We start from the raw sequence: 15,509 nt of genomic DNA on the forward strand, positions 1-15,509 counted from the left end.
TCGGGGATTGTTTTTTTCCATTCAGGGTCTTTTATCGTTCCATTTATTTCTTCTCCGATATGATGAATGCAATCAGATGAGCAGCATCATAAGGAGGAAGTTATTAGATGAAAAAACTGATCAGTATGTTATGCACGGCTGTGCTTGTGGTCACACCGATGACACATGCCATGGCAGAGTCGAACAAGGGCTCAACAATTGAAGTTCAGGCCAACAAGATCGCCACAGAGATGGTGCAGAATTATGGTGTCACAGGGTTGCAATATGCCATCATGGATGAAGGAAAGATTATTTTGTCCGACAGTGTTGGATTCCACGACAAGGCCTCCCAGACACTCATAGACAAGGATACGATGTTCGGAATTGGTTCAGTTAGCAAAATGGTTGTCACGGCTGCCACCATGATACTGGTTGATTCCGGCAAGGTGGATCTGGATCAGCCCCTCATTTCGTATATTAAAGATTTTGAAATGGCGGATGCCCGATATACCCAAATAACGCCACGCATGCTTTTGAACCATTCTTCCGGACTCTATGGTACTCATTATGGAAATAGTATGTTATTTGACGATACGGATACCCGTAATCATGACGAATTACTGCTCAAATTAAAGTCAGAGCAGCTGAAATCGAACCCGGGAGCCTTTTCTGTATATTGCAATGATGGTTTCCAGCTCCTTGAGATATTGGTTGAACGGGTAAGTGGACTAAGCTACAGCGAATTTATTGCCAAGTTCATCAGCGATCCGTTACAGCTGGAAGCAACCAAGACACCACTCGATTCGTTTGATAGAGAACGATTATCTGAAACATATTGGCCTACGATCGAAACGAAACTGCCTATCGAAAATGCCAATATCCTCGGGACAGGTGGAATCTATTCGACTGCAGAAGAATTGAGCCAATTCGCTGAAGTGTTGATGGGGAACAGACCCGACATTCTGTCCAAATCTTCGGCAGAGTCCATGCAAAATCATGAATATCGTCATGGAATCTGGGTGCCTGAAGAGAGAAATACCTTCAACTACGGCCTTGGATGGGATGCCGTTGCGCTTGCGCCATTTAGCGATTACGGCATTACTGCACTTTCCAAAGGTGGAGACACCATGTTATATCATGCATCGTTAATAACCATACCTGAACATGATATTTCGATGGCTGTTCTTTCTTCGGGTGGGTCTTCCATCTACAATCAGATGTTTGCCAGCAAAGTTCTGCTCGAGGTTCTTGAGGATCAAGGCATCATCGACGAGATAGCGCCTGATCAGACATTCACACCACCTGTCAAAGTGAAGATGCCCACGGATCTGGCGGCGTATTCCGGCCTCTATGGGACGGTAGGCACAACCCTGGATATAGAGGTTAAGGATGGTGAGATCACCCTTCCAGCTATGCAGGGAGGACTTATCCCGGGGCAGAATTACGTGTACACTGGTGAAGGACAATTTACGAGTAGTGACGGAAGTGTGAAAGTCAGCTTTGAGAAAGAAAGTAACAACAAGATATATTTTAAAGTTCAGGCGAATATAACGTTACCCGGATTAGGCCAAACGGTGATGAACACATATGATTATCAAAAATTGGATCATCATTCGCTAGATACGGCAACGAAAGAGAAATGGAAGGCTCGAAACGGCTCGAAATATTACGCGCTGGATGAAAAAATAACGTCGATCTTCTATCTGGTTCCAACCATGCTGATCAAAAACCTGTCGGTAGATGCAGAGAACGGATATGCGAATGGCACCCGAGTTGTTGACCCGGACAATGCAGTGAATGTTGCCCAGATTCCTGTGATGAACGGAAGAGATGCGTTCGATCTGCACTTCCGTACGAAGAATGAAACGGAGTACTTAATTCAGGGTGGACAGGAGTACATTGCGGAGAATGCCATTACACCCATCTTCGGTGGGAAAACAGGAATCACCACCATCCCGTCAAACGGTCAAGCACGCTGGTATGCCATCGACTCCCGCTCGGCGAATAAATCGTTAACAGTGGATTCCCCGGAGAGCGGAGGTTATGCGGTATATAACGACAAAGGTGAAGTGGTTCAATTTTCGAAAGCAACCAATCAACAATCAACGAAGCTTCCCAAAGGTGGTTTTATCGTTTTTGGCGGTGAAGCCGGAGATGTCTTCAAGATCCAACTAAAGTAAATGGTTTGGCAAAAGTGATTTCATTTGAAAATATCGGATCCCGAGCTTACGTTGCTCGTGATCCGATATTTTCTTTTTTTTATAAGCCCAAACTCATTATGATTCTCCTACATAGGTTATATGGAATCAGCCTAATTTGTTAATGAAAAGTATGTGTTTTCATTACTAAGGAGTTGGATAGAAGCGTGATTTCAAAAGTTAAGCTTACAGGGCGAGTGGTGTTTAGAGGTGATCCTGGTTATGAAGTAGCTCGGAAGAACTGGGATCCGCATACGGACAGATTTCCTAAGGTTTTTGTGTTCGCTCAAAAAACACAGGATGTTGCAAATGCCATAAGATGGGCACGCCAAAATAAGGTCCCTATTCGTCCGAGAAGTGGTAGGCATGCCCTTGAGCCGAACCTTTCACAAGTCAATGGTGGCATTGTCATCGACGTTAGTGAAATGAAGAGAATCAAGTTAAACAAAAAAAGCGGAACAGCCGTCGTTGAGACAGGTAATCGGGTAGGAAGACTCGTGGATACGCTGGCTCGACAAGGATTCATGGCCCCTTTTGGTGACAGTCCAACGGTTGGGATTGGTGGAATAACACCTGGTGGAGGAATTGGTCCACTGCAACGGACAACGGGTCTCATTAGCGATAATCTAATCGGACTCGAAATGGTTGACGCTAAAGGGCGAATCATTCGGGCAAACAAAAAACAAAATTCTGATCTTCTGTGGGCTACACGTGGCGGTGGCAGTGGTAATTTCGGCGTATATACCAAATATAAATTCAAAGTGCGGCGCTCTCCAGCCAAAGCTACTGTATTTAGTATTACTTGGCCATGGGAACAGTTCGAAAAAGTCGTGAAAAAATGGCAAGTGTGGGCGCCTAAGGCCAGCACCAAGTTGGGCAGTGAATTAAGTGTTGGTCCAAAAAAAGGCGGTAATGTTAGCATGTTAGGGGTATACCTCGGATCGAAGAGTGAAGCTCTCCGTCAGCTGGAGCCCATTCTTAGCGTAGGAACGCCTACTAAAAAAAGCATTCTGTACCTGCCATACAGGGCAGCCACGAAGTTTTTGCTAGCCCCAGATCCTGTGCTCACCCAAAGATACAGCAACCAGTTTTCCAGTGGCTTTGGCAGACAGCCATTCCCGGATAAAGCCTTCAAAGTCATGCGCGAGTTTCTGGAAAAAGCAGAGGAAGGCACACCAGCCGGTTTCTATTTCCTTAACTGGGGCGGTGCTGTAAGTCGAGTTGCTCCTCAAGCCACTGCGTTCTATTGGCGAAAAGCTGAATTTTATGTGGAATGGAACAGCTCATGGGTGAAGCCATCCCATGCCGCTAAAAATATTGCCTTAGCTCGGAACACGAGAAAGAAATTACAGCCTTATATTGTAGGGTCCTACATTAACGTACCAGACCAAGGTATTAAAAATCCAGGGCCAACCTATTATGGTAAGAACTACCCAAGACTGCGGAAAGTAAAAGCGAAATATGATCCAAAAAATGTATTTAATAACCCGCAAAGCATTCCACCGGCTACATTTATGAAATTGAATGCGAATCGTAAAGAAAACTAGTATATAAATAATCTAATAATAAGTCACCGAAGAAAATAAATTTCTAAACCGTTAATTTTTGAAAAAAGGTTAACGGTTTTTGTTATTAAAAAAGCTGGATATGATCTCATTGAAAAGAGGTTTTAACCTCCTCCTGTCTAATCCTTATACTGCTATCTAATGTAGAGTAAGATGAAAAGAATTTTAAATTTATATGGAATATCGGGAATCAGGTACTTTCAAGGAGGTAAAACATGGATTACAATTCGCCGAATGAAACGGCGTTGAAGGTGAAGCGCCCCAAATATACCACCATAGCGGCGGGTCGACGTCATAGTATTGGTCTTAAATCGGACGGTACAGTGATGGCAGTGGGTGATAATAAAGTCGGTCAATGTGATGTGAGCGACTGGCGCGATATTGTGGCCGTCGCGGCTGGTAATGTTCATATGGCAACAAACACAGGTAATTCACATACCATCGGCCTTACGTCCCATGGTACGGTTGTAGCTGTAGGTTGGAACAAACACGAGCAATGCAATGTAAAGGACTGGCGAGATATTATGGCAATTGCGGCGGGATGGCGTCGAACCGTCGGCCTTAAATCGGATGGCACAGTAGTTGCTGTGGGACGAAATAATGAAGGCGAATGCGATGTAGGCAGCTGGCGTGATATGGCGGCTTTGGCCGCGGGGGACTGGCACACCGTTGGGCTTAAATCAGACGGAACGGTGACGACTGTGGGCAATAATCAGTATGGGCAATGCGATGTAAGTGTCTGGACTGATATCGTCGCAGTAGCAGCAGGATACCTTCATACTGTTGGACTTAAATCGGATGGCACGGCGGTTGCTGTGGGTAGAAATACACATGGCCAATGTGATGTAAGCGACTGGGGCGGTATTGTGGCGATAGCTGCAGGCAGTAATCATACCCTTGGCCTCAAATCAGATGGTACGGTTGTGGCTGTGGGATTGAATAAGCATGAACAATGTAATGTAGGTGACTGGTCTGATATTGTGGCAGTAGCTGCGGGTTGCGCCTATTCACTTGGTCTGAAATCAGACGGCAAGGTAGTTGCTGTAGGTGATAATGAATACGGTCAATGCAATGTGATTGGTTTGCAAGTCCCTACTTCGTCTCCTGCTGTCAAAAAGGTTTAGAAAGAGTGATATTTTACTGAATAATCTATCACATGGCGTTGATTTATGACCAGATCGGGGAGAGAATCATGACTTTCGCTGAAACGGACAAATAACACAAAAAACCGGGAGTCCTTTCCCGGTTTGTCATATGTGCACCCATTAAACGGCTACTGGTCTCATCTCATATTCCTAATGATCGTTCGGTTTTTCTTTTTCTTTCTCGGTATGATATAAAGCGTTCCATCCTCACTGTACTCTGCGTAAGCTATATCCTTAATATTGTCATATCCCTGTTTTTGCATCTCGATTCTTATCTTATCCGTATCCATTTGCCTTCCTCTCATCGACATTTTCAGTAATTCCCCATTATCAATCACTGTTATAGCCAAACTATCGGAACGTGCCTCGAGGCCCAGATCCTGGGCAGATGGTGGTTCATATTCAGGTTTGCGAAGGACGGACAAAGACCCGTCTGTTTCTAAGACGGCATGCTTGACTTCTTGAAGCGAGAAAACATTCTGTTTTCGAAGCATGGAAAGCAATTGTTTAAACTCAATATCATATTTCTTGATCAAGCTCTGATTGACCTCTCCATTATCAATTAAAAGTGCAACCCGCCCTTCGGCTACATAGCCAAATTTTACGAATCGGGTGGTTACTTTCTCAAAAAGGTAAGAGAGGGCACTCCAGACTGCCAATGCATATAAAAGTTGAGATATCTTTACCTGATCATCATAAAGCGTATTCCCTACAATTTCACTGAGTACTAATGAAGATAGGAAGTCTAGTGGTGTAAGTTGGCTGAGCGTTTTTCTACCGGTAATAAAAGTGATAGCCCACAGCCCAAAAAAGCTAATAACTAGCTTGATGGTTAATTCCATAAACATATTTAGGTAACCTCCCTAAAGAAACAATTCTTTGATGAATATTACCCGGCCGATTAGATTAAAAACATACATAAGATGTAAGTTTAAAGGGAAGAAAAAAATGGAGCCTGCTATCCTTAAGATAGCAGGCTCCATTTTACTATTTATTCTTTGATTATGTCTCTTATTTTGTCTGTATTGTTTTTGATCAAATGCTCTTCATTAATTTACCGTGGCTTTTGTTTCAGTCTTGCCCTGTTGATTTTTTGAAGACTCGAAACGTTCATCACTTACTTCCGCACGTTTAATGAAGAAAACTAATATTAATGCCACAATATTAATGCCAAGTGCTACATAGAAAGAATATTGAATTCCGGCTAATAACGCTTCTTGGGTTAATAAAGCTTTATTGGCTGCTGTCAAGGTTGTTGGATCAACGCCTGTCATTAAATCTTCAGCTTTTGTTTTTGTCACAGAGTTCATAATCGTGATCAGAATAGCCGTACCAATTGAACCGGACACTTGCTGAGCGGTATTGTTGACAGCTGTACCATGCGGGTTTAAGCGTGTTGGCAATTGATTAAGACCATTCGTCATGATCGGCATCATCACCATTGCCATACCAAACATGCGCAGCGTGTACACAAGGATGATATAGGCGTGACTAGAGTCGACTTGCAGGTTAGCCAACATGTACGTTGAGATCGCTGTAATCGTAAGACCGATGACGCCTAGAACACGTGGACCATATTTATCAAATAGTTTACCTGTAATGGGTGACATAATCCCCATGATGATCGCACCGGGCAACATCATTAAACCTGAATCAAGCGGTGTAATACCTCTTACATTTTGGACATATGCCGGTGTTAAAATCATTCCGGAGAACATCGCTACTGCGTTGACAATCGCAATAACAGAGCCAAGGGCAAACATCGGATACTTGTAAACCCGTAAATCCAATAATGGCTCATCCATTTTTAATTGACGGACTACAAAAGTGATCAGGGAAATTGCTCCTACGATTAAAGTGATTAAGACAACTTGATCTGTCCAGCCATCGGAGCTTGCTGAGCTGAACCCGTACAGCAAACCGCCAAAACCGATAGAAGATAATATGATCGAGAAATAGTCCAGTGTTGCATTTTTGTTCTGCTGCATAACATTCTTGGATTTCCAAATCCCTAACAGTAAACTAATAACGGCTAATGGTAAAATCATTTCGAAAAGTAAACGCCAGTTATAATACTCTACAATAAAACCGGATAATGTTGGCCCGATTGCTGGAGCTGTAATCATAACCAATCCGAAAATACCCATTGCTGTTCCGCGTTTTTCTCGCGGGAAGCTTACCAGCATGATATTCATTAACAGGGGTCCCATTACCGAGGAGCCTACGGCTTGAACCATTCTTCCTGTAAGTAATAAAGCAAAATTGGGTGCGATCGCTGCTATGGCTGTACCTAGAGTGAAAACAGCCATGGAGGTAATAAACAAACTTCTATTAGAGAAACGTGTTAATAAAAATGCTGACGCCGGAATCAATATACCACTGACTAGCATATAGCCGGTAGAAAGCCACTGGATCGTGGAGTAGTCTTTAATGTTTAAATCCACCATGATGGAGGGGAGCGCTACATTTAAGAGCGAGTTATTTAGAAATGAAACAAATGCACCAATAAAAAGAATCGCAATCATTAAATAGGGTGTTTTTTTTTCTTGTAAAGCTGAATCCATATATTTCTTTTCTCCTTTTTGATACTTCATTTGATCCCTTAGCTCGTTTAATTATGTGTGTGTAAATTATCTATTTATTAAACTTTTTCAAATCCTCGTTTTAACAATTCCATCTGCTCACCATAATTTTTTAGAGCTTCTTCATAGGTTAGATCCTTTACGAACACTTGTATCAGGTTATCAAAAGTTACAGCGATAATGATTTTGAGAATATGCTGCAGTTCCCGTTCCCCTTGTATATTTAAATTTTCGGTATTCATCAAGCTGATTATAGGTAAAAGCTGACTTTTTCGATTTTCTTCATAAATATTATTCGTAAATGTTTTTTCCGTTTTATAATTCATATTCAAAAAAGCATTTCTGAAAAAGTTCTTGTGCTCTTGATTGGTGTGATCCTGAATCATAAATTGAAATGAATCGATAAAGGCTTCAAAGATATCTCCATTGTTCTCCTTTAAAGCCTCGATAAACATTTCATTATTTTTCTGTGAAGACTGGTTCAGCAGAAAATAATATAGATCCTCTTTTTCCTCGAAGTATTGATAAAAGCTTCCTCTGGAGATTCCTGCGTCTTTAATAATATTGGCGATGGATGCTTCATGTAAGGGAACTCTGGAAAATTCCCTTTTGGCACATTGAATTAACGTGTCCTGTTTTTCTTTCGATAAGTGAAAAAATGTTTTTTTTGGCAAATATAATCCTCCCATCCTCATAGTGACACGGTGTCACAATTACTGATTAATGAATTATATATGACACCAATGTCATACGTCAACCATAAAAATGACACCGTGTCATATGCAGGGGTATGAAAGAATTTATGGGGAAATACAGGGGGGATACTCAATAAAGTACTCATGCGTTTCGAGCTGAGAAGCTTGTAACAAGCATATGCCAAAACAGGCTTAAAGCTGGAGTAACCAGTTTATTGCGATGTCTTACCGCATAGATCGTTCTGACTGGAGTCCAGTCGGGAATGGGGATTGCTTTTAACTCCCCCTTTTGCAGTTCCTGAATAATCGACGCTTCAGAAACCATACCGATGCCGAGATTAAGGCGTACAATGGATTTCAGTGCCTCGGAACCGGATATTTCAATAGCATGGGTAAACTGAACTTCATGTTCATCTGCCCATTGATCTATTAACTTACGACTGCTTGAGCCCTCTTCATGGGCAACGAGCGGATAGGACTGCAAATCCTTGGGTTGAACTAGAGTTTGATGAGCCAGCGGATGATCGGGATGAAAAATGATGACGAGATCATCTTTCATCAGCGGCTCAAAGATCAGATCAGCGTCATCCGGGGAAGTATGGGAGACGACACCCACATCCAATTCGAAATACTTTATTTTCTCCATGATGTAGCGTGCCGGTTTTACATCAAGACTCAGCAGCAGATTATGCTGCTGTTTGAATTCGGATAACAATACTGGAAGCATATATGTGGCCGGTGTGTGAGTGCTTCCGATCAGCAATCGACCAGCCGCGGAGCCCCTGTGGTCATCCAGAGTACGGAGCATTTCCTCATTTAGGGCTACAATCTGGGTGGCATAGTGATACAGAGCCTTGCCCGCTTCCGTCAATTTGATGACATGATAGGTTTTGGTATGGAATAGAGCAACCCCTGCATCCTCCTGCAGCTTGTTCAGATGGAATGTCACTGTCGGTTGTGTGATATTCAACTTATGAGCGACTAAGTACAGCTTTTGCAATTCAACCACGTAGACAAACACCTTCAATTGCTGCAAATTCATCCTCTAACGACTCCTTTACGTCTTAAACATTGATATCATCTATCATATCATACAATACATTAATATCATTTAAATTAGCGTTTACTTTCCCCTAATATGAATCTCCAATAATAGCTTTAGGATAAAGAGAGGTTGAACAAGCAACATATTGAGGGGGAGAATCATGAAGAACATTTGGGGAAAAAGTTTAGGTGCAATGAGCTTGCTGCTTGTATTAATTACGGCAGGGTGCGGAGGAGGAATGGTAACAACGGGAAATGGATCGTCTAATGGCGAAACTGCTGCACCTGTCTCGTCGACAGCTGTATACAGCAGCACAGTTGAACGGGAAGAGGACACAGGAGAGAGCATCTATCTGTATGGAAATGACTTTGTTGATATTGTTGCACCCGAATTTGCCAAACAGACCGGATACAAAATCGAGGCAGTACATTACGGGGGCGGGGAGGCCTTGGCCAAAATTGAAGCCGAGCAAGGCAATCCGCAGTGGGATGTTGTCATGATGGATGGTCACGGATCGATTCGCAATCTGGCTGACAGGGGATTTCTGATGACGGATTGGACGCCTGAAAATATTGGCAATCTGACCGAATACGGCTCCTCCCTGGTTCCAGAGGATCACGCTTATACTCCAATCAGTATCCATGCATCAGCAGTTATCGCATACAACACCAATCGTCTTACCAAGGAACAGGCGCCTAAGACCTGGGATGAGTTTTTTGAATACAAGGGCACAGCGGGTCAGGCTGATCCGGCTGTTGCGGCACCTGCATATCCGCTCGTTTCGGCACTGTTTTACAAGTGGGGTATCGATCAGGGCGAGCAAAAGTATGCACAAATGATGGGCAATGGTCTTAGAGTTTATCCCAAAAATGGTCCTCTGGGCAGTGCCCTTGTTTCAGGAGAAATCGATATTGCAGCATTGCAGGAGAGCAATGCATATGACCTGAAGTTGTCGGGGGAGCCCGTCGATCTAATCTGGCCGGAAGATGGTGCGCCGGGAAGTCTGCGTGTTGCTGCCATCAGTAAATACACCAAAAATCCTGCTGCTGCAAAGGCTTTTGTAGAGTTCATGCTCAAACCGGAAACACAGCAGATGTTAGCGTCCCTCGATTCATCTGACAGCTTCTTTACACCATTGGTTGAGGGAGTAGAAGCGAGGAAGGAGCGGGAAACCAATGCAGAATTCATTCTTCCGCCAGCTGAATGGGCCGCCGAGCATGAGGTACAGATCAAAACCTGGTTTGCTGACCAGAATGTAAAATAAGAGGAATAACCTATGAAAAATTCCGGAACTCGTTGGGGAGTCGGCTCAGCTCTTCTGTTATTCATCATGATTTTTCTGCCGCTGCTTGCGGTTCTGTTGAACGCGGTTTTGCCAGGATTGTTTTTTGGCAACATACAATTTCAGGGCTTCGGATTGCTCGGGGAGATTTTACACCGTCCCTTGTGGCGCCAGTCGTTGTTTAACTCCTTGTGGCTTGGCATAGGAACAGCACTGCTGGGCACGTTGATTGGAGCTTCGTTAGCTATGGTAAGAGCACGCTGGAACTTTGCATCTGGACGTCTATTGGATGCCGGAGTCTGGCTGCTGCTCATCGCGCCCTCATTCATGCTGGCGCAAGGGTGGGTGCTGTTTGCTGGTGCCGACGGACTTGCCAGCCGATTACTGGGTATGAACTGGGTAACAGCTGCTCTGTTTCAACCATACGGACTTATGGTCATCATGGCCCTGAGCAAATTTCCTCTGGCTTATCTGACGGTTCTTGCCGCAACCGAATGGAATGTCAGCCAGTATGGACATGCTGCCCGTTTGAATGGCGCACACCCATGGACCGTATGGCGCACTGTGGAGCTGCCACTTGCAGCTCCTTCCATTGTAGCGGGAGCCACGCTGGTATTTATAGATACTGTCGGTGATTTTGGATTGCCAGCAGCATTGTCCACTGTCTACCGTTTTCCTACACTGACGTATTCAATCTATTCTGCTATCTATCAATCTCCTGTTCGATTTGACATGGCTGGGGTACTTGCTTTTTATTTGGTCGTACTACTGGCAATCGCCATGGCGGTACTCCTGTTGTCCCTGCGCAGGTCCAGGTTTGATTTTTTGAATGCCAGAGCGGTCAGAATGCTTAAAGTCAGACCGAAGAAAACAATCCTTTTAAATGCAGTAACCATTATATTTTTAATGATGAGTATCGGTATTCCGGTGGGCAGCAGTCTGTGCGTTTCCCTGATGAAAAAAGCGGGTAACGGATTGGTTCTGCAAAATTTGACCTTCGAGCATTATTTTTCTCTGTTTGCAGGGTCGTCCATAGATCACAAACAGCTCAGTTTTTTGGAAGGGATGCTTCATTCATTAACGATTGCTGCAATCGCGGCAGGCATTAGTATCATCATTGGATTTATCGTAGCTTATGTTCTTACATTTACGGAATTTAAAATGAAGATCTGGCTGCAGTTATTTTCAATCATATCGCTGGCTGTACCGGGGATTGTAATGGGTATTGGCTACATTTTCATTTGGAATCAAAAGTGGCTGGAAGCAGTCAATCTGCATCTCTATGGGACTCCTTCACTGCTAGTGATCGCAGTAATTGCAGGCGCCATTCCGTATGCCGTACGTGTTCAGTTGGGATCTTTCGGCACAATCTCGTCCTCGATCCTGAATGCTGCAGCAGTACAGGGAGCAGGAACAATGGCCCGGATGCTGCATATTGTTCTTCCTTTGGTACGCAGATCATTGCTGCTTGCCGTCCTGACAGCTTTTGGCACAAGTGTATTTGATCTTGCTCTGACTTCAATGCTGCAGCCAGCCAATTATGTGCTGATGCCGCTTGTGATTGATCAAGCCTTTGAGTTTGGCCGTTACGGTTATGCAACCGCAGCAACTCTTCTCAGCGGAGGTATGGTTCTCCTAATCATTGTACTCACTCAATTGGCAGGAGAGGCCATATTTAGATGGAGTGATCGCCGAGAGGGTAAAAGAAGCAACTTACAGGAAAGGCATACCCATACGGGATAACAAGGAGGCTTAACCATATGAATTCAATTCTTAAACTGGACGGGGTGCACAAATCCTTCGATAAACAGGTCGTGCTCAGGCCGCTGTCTTTTACCATGAATCACGGGGAGAGGATCTGCATTCTCGGGCCTTCGGGATGTGGGAAATCCACCTTGCTGCAACTGATTGCTGGACTGCTGAGGGTGGATGGAGGAAGCATTGAAATGGACGGAAAACGAGTGGACAGCCGCCAGCAGTATATCCCTCCTGAAAAGCGTCCCGTAAACATGGTGTTCCAGGATTATGCCCTGTGGCCTCATATGACAATTCGTCAGAATATCGAGTATGGCATGAAGCGGGGGAAAATTGACTCCATTACTCGTAATCAGCGACTGGATCGCCTGCAAGCGATGCTGCAGCTGGACGGGCTGCTGGACCGTCTGCCCTCCCAATGCTCGGGTGGGCAGCAGCAGCGCGCCGGAATGGCGCGAGCACTGGCAACGGAACCATCCATACTACTGATGGACGAGCCGTTATCCAATCTTGATGTGAAGCTGAGGACCGAAATGAGAAGTGAACTGGGACATCTTTTGTCGGACCTGGAGACCACCGTGCTGTATGTTACCCATGACATGCTGGAGGCTTTTACTTTGGCTGACCGGATTTTGGTGCTGCGTGAAGGGAAAATCGATCAATATGCCGAACCTCAGCAATTGTTTACCCGTCCGGCAACACCCTGGGTTGCCCGATTAATGGGTTACCATAACCGGCTTAACGGGATCTATACAATAGGAGCATCATCCGTAATGATTGCAGGCCAGTGTATAGTCGGGAAAATGATGGATCAAGGTGTGGGCGGACAGCAAGCGGTAATTATGCTTCATCCGGATCAATTAGCGCTTCGTGCAACAGAAGAGGAAGGAAATCATAATGAGATCAGAGGAACGGTTACACAAACTATTTTTGAAGGCATACATTGGAGAGTAATTATCGTTACAGAGGATAATCAACGTATCCATGCTTTTCATGTTGAACCTCTGGAACCGGGCTCGGCATGCTGGGTTCAATTTTCCCCCGAGCAAACCATGATCTACCGGGGAGGAGCACACACGGAAGATGAGTAGACTACTGGCCGTGTCTGATATACACGGACATGGACATCTTCTGGAGCAGCTGTTGGTTGCTTCAGGTTATAATTCTGAAAGGGACCGCCTCGTTCTTTTGGGAGATTACGTAAATAAGGGGCCGGATTCCTGGGGAACGCTCCAGTTGGTGCATGAGCTGACTAGAAAAGGGGCTGTTGCCTTACAGGGGAATAATGAACGCAAGTGGCTGCGTTCCATGCCGGATTCAATCCCGGCAAGCAACGATGAGATCACATATGTTCGCCAATTTCTGGATCAAATGCCGCTATGGCATACATGTGATTCTTATTTGTTTGTACACGCTGGCATTCGTCCTGGAATCCCACTGGACCTTCAAACTGCTGAAGATCTGACGGAGATTAGACAACCATTTTTTGAAAGCCCGGTTAACCCTGAGTATATGATTGTATTCGGTCATACCTCGACGTACCGTTTTCTTGTTCCTCCATGGCAAATATGGGTTGGAGCAGGAAAGATGGGAATTGATACAGGTGCGGGTCACGGATATTATGTCAGTCTGATTGATCTTACACAACGGTTACAATGGTACGTTTCTGTCCATTCCCCCTCCATAATCAGATGTACTGTCATCCCCGGCTCTTCCGACCTGGAAGACAAGAGTTTATATTCATAGCTTTTTCATAGCTTTCGACTTAAAGCCATCCGAAACGTATTCCATGGATCTTGCAACTTGATCCATGGAATGTTTAATTTAAATTCAAATCTGAGAAGTTATGTGGCCGTGTTTACTTCGCTTCTAGGCTCCATCAACATGATATGACATTCCTTTTCGGAGGAAGGCTTGATTTCGAGTCCTTTCGGGACAATAAACATCTCATCCTTGGAAATTCTCACTTGACCATCACGAAGATCAATGATCATTTCGCCTTCGATCACAAAAAATAACTTATTGGTTTCGTGATGAACATGCCATTCATATTCCCCAGTAATCTTAACGATTTTAAATTGGTAGTCATTCATTTCACCAATTAATTTCGGTGACCAATGATCGTTTAATTTAGATAGTTCTTCACTTAGTTTAATAGTTTGGTAATGGATAGTAATCCCTCCTTGTTTGTTTGACTACAACATCTAGCATGATGTTTTATTTGGCCTGCCGTAAGTATACTCATTTAATGATTTGTTTAAAATGGATGCCTGTTGAAGTTAGCATGGATTATTGATGAACTTCTGTCGATATTCAGTAGGAGAAAAACCAAATTGTTTCTTGAACACTTTACTAAAATAAAAGGGGTCAGTAATGCCAACAGTTTGTGCAATTTGCTGTACGGGAACATCACTTGTAAATAGCATTTTTTGCGCCATGTTGATGCGGTATTTTAATAAATATTCTGCTGGCCCCATGCCTGAATACTTTCTAAATACGTAAGAAAGTCGATTTCGATTAACGTTATATTGTTCTGCGAGCGATGATATTGTAAGGCCTTGATAATAGTATTCATGAATATAATTAGATACCCGTTCGAATAAACCATGTGATTCACTGCTAATTTGCCTATTCACAACACATATTAAGGCTTCGTTCAGTACATCGCGAAACAGCATCTCGGTCTGAAACATCGAAATGCCTCCACGCTGATTATACACATGCCAAAGTCGCATAATTAATTCGAGAAGACGAGGAGATTGTCCGGTTAATAATTCAAAATGCTGATGAGAAAAGCTCGACTTTTCTAGTTCTGAGTTACAGATCCGATATTGAACAAGGATATACTCCCAGTTGGTGTTATCAAACATTTTTTTATCCAGTTTCATTTTCGCTCCCCCGTGCACAACTTTTCCTGGCGAAAGAACATAAGGCATTCCATTAAAGTGAAATTGGATCTTCCCTGTAAGTGGAAAAACAAACCCGGGAAAAGAGCTTGTATAGTCTGCGTGAGGCACCCCTGGATTGGTAGCATATCGATATATTCCTTCTACTTGAAAAGGAATGTGTGCAAAATGCTCTGCTAATTGATTCACATCTATTTTCATGTTGCGTACCTCATTTCGATAGTAGTAAGCCGATAAACCTGAAATTAGTCGTTGTACACCTATGTCCACATTATTGATAACGATTATCACTGTCAACATATAAAAACAAAAGGCGGCCGATCATCGTGATCGACTGCCTTTTGTTTGTTCAACGTC

The 15,509-nt window shown here is 43.8% G+C and carries 13 protein-coding genes; 7 read left to right on the forward strand and 6 right to left on the reverse strand.

Features of this window, described 5'->3' with window-relative positions; translation table 11 throughout:
- The first annotated feature begins 107 nt into the window (after window positions 1-107).
- The 3 genes from QP794_RS05985 (at window position 108) to QP794_RS05995 (ending at window position 4,866) form a co-directional block, all read left to right on the forward strand.
- The gene (locus tag QP794_RS05985; RefSeq protein ID WP_285075370.1) at window positions 108-2,159 is read left to right on the forward strand and encodes a serine hydrolase domain-containing protein; all 2,052 of its coding nucleotides are present in this window, start codon (window positions 108-110) and stop codon (window positions 2,157-2,159) included.
- 185 nt (window positions 2,160-2,344) lie between these two features.
- Window positions 2,345-3,724: an FAD-binding oxidoreductase gene (locus tag QP794_RS05990; RefSeq protein ID WP_285075371.1), complete on the forward strand. Its 1,380-nt coding sequence runs from the start codon at window positions 2,345-2,347 to the stop codon at window positions 3,722-3,724.
- Between the two features lie 233 nt (window positions 3,725-3,957).
- Entirely contained in the window at window positions 3,958-4,866 is a 909-nt protein-coding gene (locus tag QP794_RS05995) for an RCC1 domain-containing protein (RefSeq protein WP_285075372.1), read from the forward strand.
- Window positions 4,867-5,024: 158 nt separating this feature from the next.
- Here QP794_RS05995 and QP794_RS06000 read toward each other — a convergent pair whose 3' ends face one another.
- The 4 genes from QP794_RS06000 to QP794_RS06015 all read right to left on the reverse strand — a co-directional run bounded on the left by QP794_RS06000 (window position 5,025) and on the right by QP794_RS06015 (window position 9,206).
- On the reverse strand, window positions 5,025-5,735 hold the full coding sequence (locus QP794_RS06000; protein WP_285075373.1) for a YetF domain-containing protein: 711 nt from the start codon (window positions 5,733-5,735) through the stop codon (window positions 5,025-5,027).
- A 201-nt stretch (window positions 5,736-5,936) separates the two neighbouring features.
- The gene (locus QP794_RS06005; protein WP_285075374.1) at window positions 5,937-7,451 is read right to left on the reverse strand and encodes a DHA2 family efflux MFS transporter permease subunit; all 1,515 of its coding nucleotides are present in this window, start codon (window positions 7,449-7,451) and stop codon (window positions 5,937-5,939) included.
- A 77-nt stretch (window positions 7,452-7,528) separates the two neighbouring features.
- The gene (locus tag QP794_RS06010) at window positions 7,529-8,143 is read right to left on the reverse strand and encodes a TetR/AcrR family transcriptional regulator (RefSeq protein ID WP_285075375.1); all 615 of its coding nucleotides are present in this window, start codon (window positions 8,141-8,143) and stop codon (window positions 7,529-7,531) included.
- 163 nt (window positions 8,144-8,306) lie between these two features.
- Window positions 8,307-9,206, reverse strand: a complete 900-nt coding sequence (locus QP794_RS06015) for a LysR family transcriptional regulator (protein WP_285075376.1) — start codon at window positions 9,204-9,206, stop codon at window positions 8,307-8,309.
- A gap of 163 nt (window positions 9,207-9,369) precedes the next feature.
- Between QP794_RS06015 and QP794_RS06020 the strand changes: the two genes are divergently transcribed.
- From QP794_RS06020 to QP794_RS06035, 4 genes are read left to right on the forward strand one after another with little or no spacing between them, the layout of a single operon-like run.
- Window positions 9,370-10,473: an ABC transporter substrate-binding protein gene (locus QP794_RS06020; protein ID WP_285075377.1), complete on the forward strand. Its 1,104-nt coding sequence runs from the start codon at window positions 9,370-9,372 to the stop codon at window positions 10,471-10,473.
- Window positions 10,474-10,485: 12 nt separating this feature from the next.
- A complete protein-coding gene (locus QP794_RS06025; RefSeq protein ID WP_285075378.1) occupies window positions 10,486-12,234 on the forward strand; it encodes an ABC transporter permease in 1,749 nt (582 codons plus the stop codon).
- A gap of 17 nt (window positions 12,235-12,251) precedes the next feature.
- Window positions 12,252-13,337 carry an ABC transporter ATP-binding protein gene (locus QP794_RS06030; RefSeq protein WP_285075379.1) on the forward strand — a complete coding sequence of 362 codons (1,086 nt, stop codon included), beginning with the start codon at window positions 12,252-12,254 and terminating at the stop codon, window positions 13,335-13,337.
- Window positions 13,330-13,992 carry a metallophosphoesterase gene (locus QP794_RS06035; protein ID WP_285075380.1) on the forward strand — a complete coding sequence of 221 codons (663 nt, stop codon included), beginning with the start codon at window positions 13,330-13,332 and terminating at the stop codon, window positions 13,990-13,992. Before QP794_RS06030 ends, QP794_RS06035 begins: the two co-directional genes overlap by 8 nt.
- A gap of 98 nt (window positions 13,993-14,090) precedes the next feature.
- On the opposite strand, the gene QP794_RS06040 is transcribed toward QP794_RS06035, so the two are convergent.
- Both QP794_RS06040 and QP794_RS06045 read right to left on the reverse strand, forming a co-directional pair.
- Entirely contained in the window at window positions 14,091-14,417 is a 327-nt protein-coding gene (locus QP794_RS06040; RefSeq protein WP_285075769.1) for a cupin domain-containing protein, read from the reverse strand.
- 108 nt (window positions 14,418-14,525) lie between these two features.
- The gene (locus QP794_RS06045; protein ID WP_285075381.1) at window positions 14,526-15,353 is read right to left on the reverse strand and encodes a helix-turn-helix transcriptional regulator; all 828 of its coding nucleotides are present in this window, start codon (window positions 15,351-15,353) and stop codon (window positions 14,526-14,528) included.
- Window positions 15,354-15,509 lie beyond the last annotated feature (156 nt).

Source organism: Paenibacillus sp. UMB7766-LJ446 (assembly GCF_030226665.1).
Lineage (GTDB): Bacteria > Bacillota > Bacilli > Paenibacillales > Paenibacillaceae > Paenibacillus > Paenibacillus vandeheii.

Excerpts from the sequence above, each read along its gene's own strand:
- QP794_RS05995 (WP_285075372.1), top strand. The coding sequence starts at position 3,958 with ATGGATTACAATTCGCCGAATGAAACGGCGTTGAAGGTGAAGCGCCCC.
- QP794_RS06025 (WP_285075378.1), top strand. The coding sequence starts at position 10,486 with ATGAAAAATTCCGGAACTCGTTGGGGAGTCGGCTCAGCTCTTCTGTTA.
- QP794_RS06005 (WP_285075374.1), bottom strand. The coding sequence starts at position 7,451 with ATGGATTCAGCTTTACAAGAAAAAAAAACACCCTATTTAATGATTGCG.
- QP794_RS06035 (WP_285075380.1), top strand. The coding sequence starts at position 13,330 with ATGAGTAGACTACTGGCCGTGTCTGATATACACGGACATGGACATCTT.
- QP794_RS05985 (WP_285075370.1), top strand. The coding sequence starts at position 108 with ATGAAAAAACTGATCAGTATGTTATGCACGGCTGTGCTTGTGGTCACA.
- QP794_RS06045 (WP_285075381.1), bottom strand. The coding sequence starts at position 15,353 with ATGAAAATAGATGTGAATCAATTAGCAGAGCATTTTGCACACATTCCT.
- QP794_RS06020 (WP_285075377.1), top strand. The coding sequence starts at position 9,370 with ATGAAGAACATTTGGGGAAAAAGTTTAGGTGCAATGAGCTTGCTGCTT.
- QP794_RS06015 (WP_285075376.1), bottom strand. The coding sequence starts at position 9,206 with ATGAATTTGCAGCAATTGAAGGTGTTTGTCTACGTGGTTGAATTGCAA.
- QP794_RS06000 (WP_285075373.1), bottom strand. The coding sequence starts at position 5,735 with ATGTTTATGGAATTAACCATCAAGCTAGTTATTAGCTTTTTTGGGCTG.
- QP794_RS06030 (WP_285075379.1), top strand. The coding sequence starts at position 12,252 with ATGAATTCAATTCTTAAACTGGACGGGGTGCACAAATCCTTCGATAAA.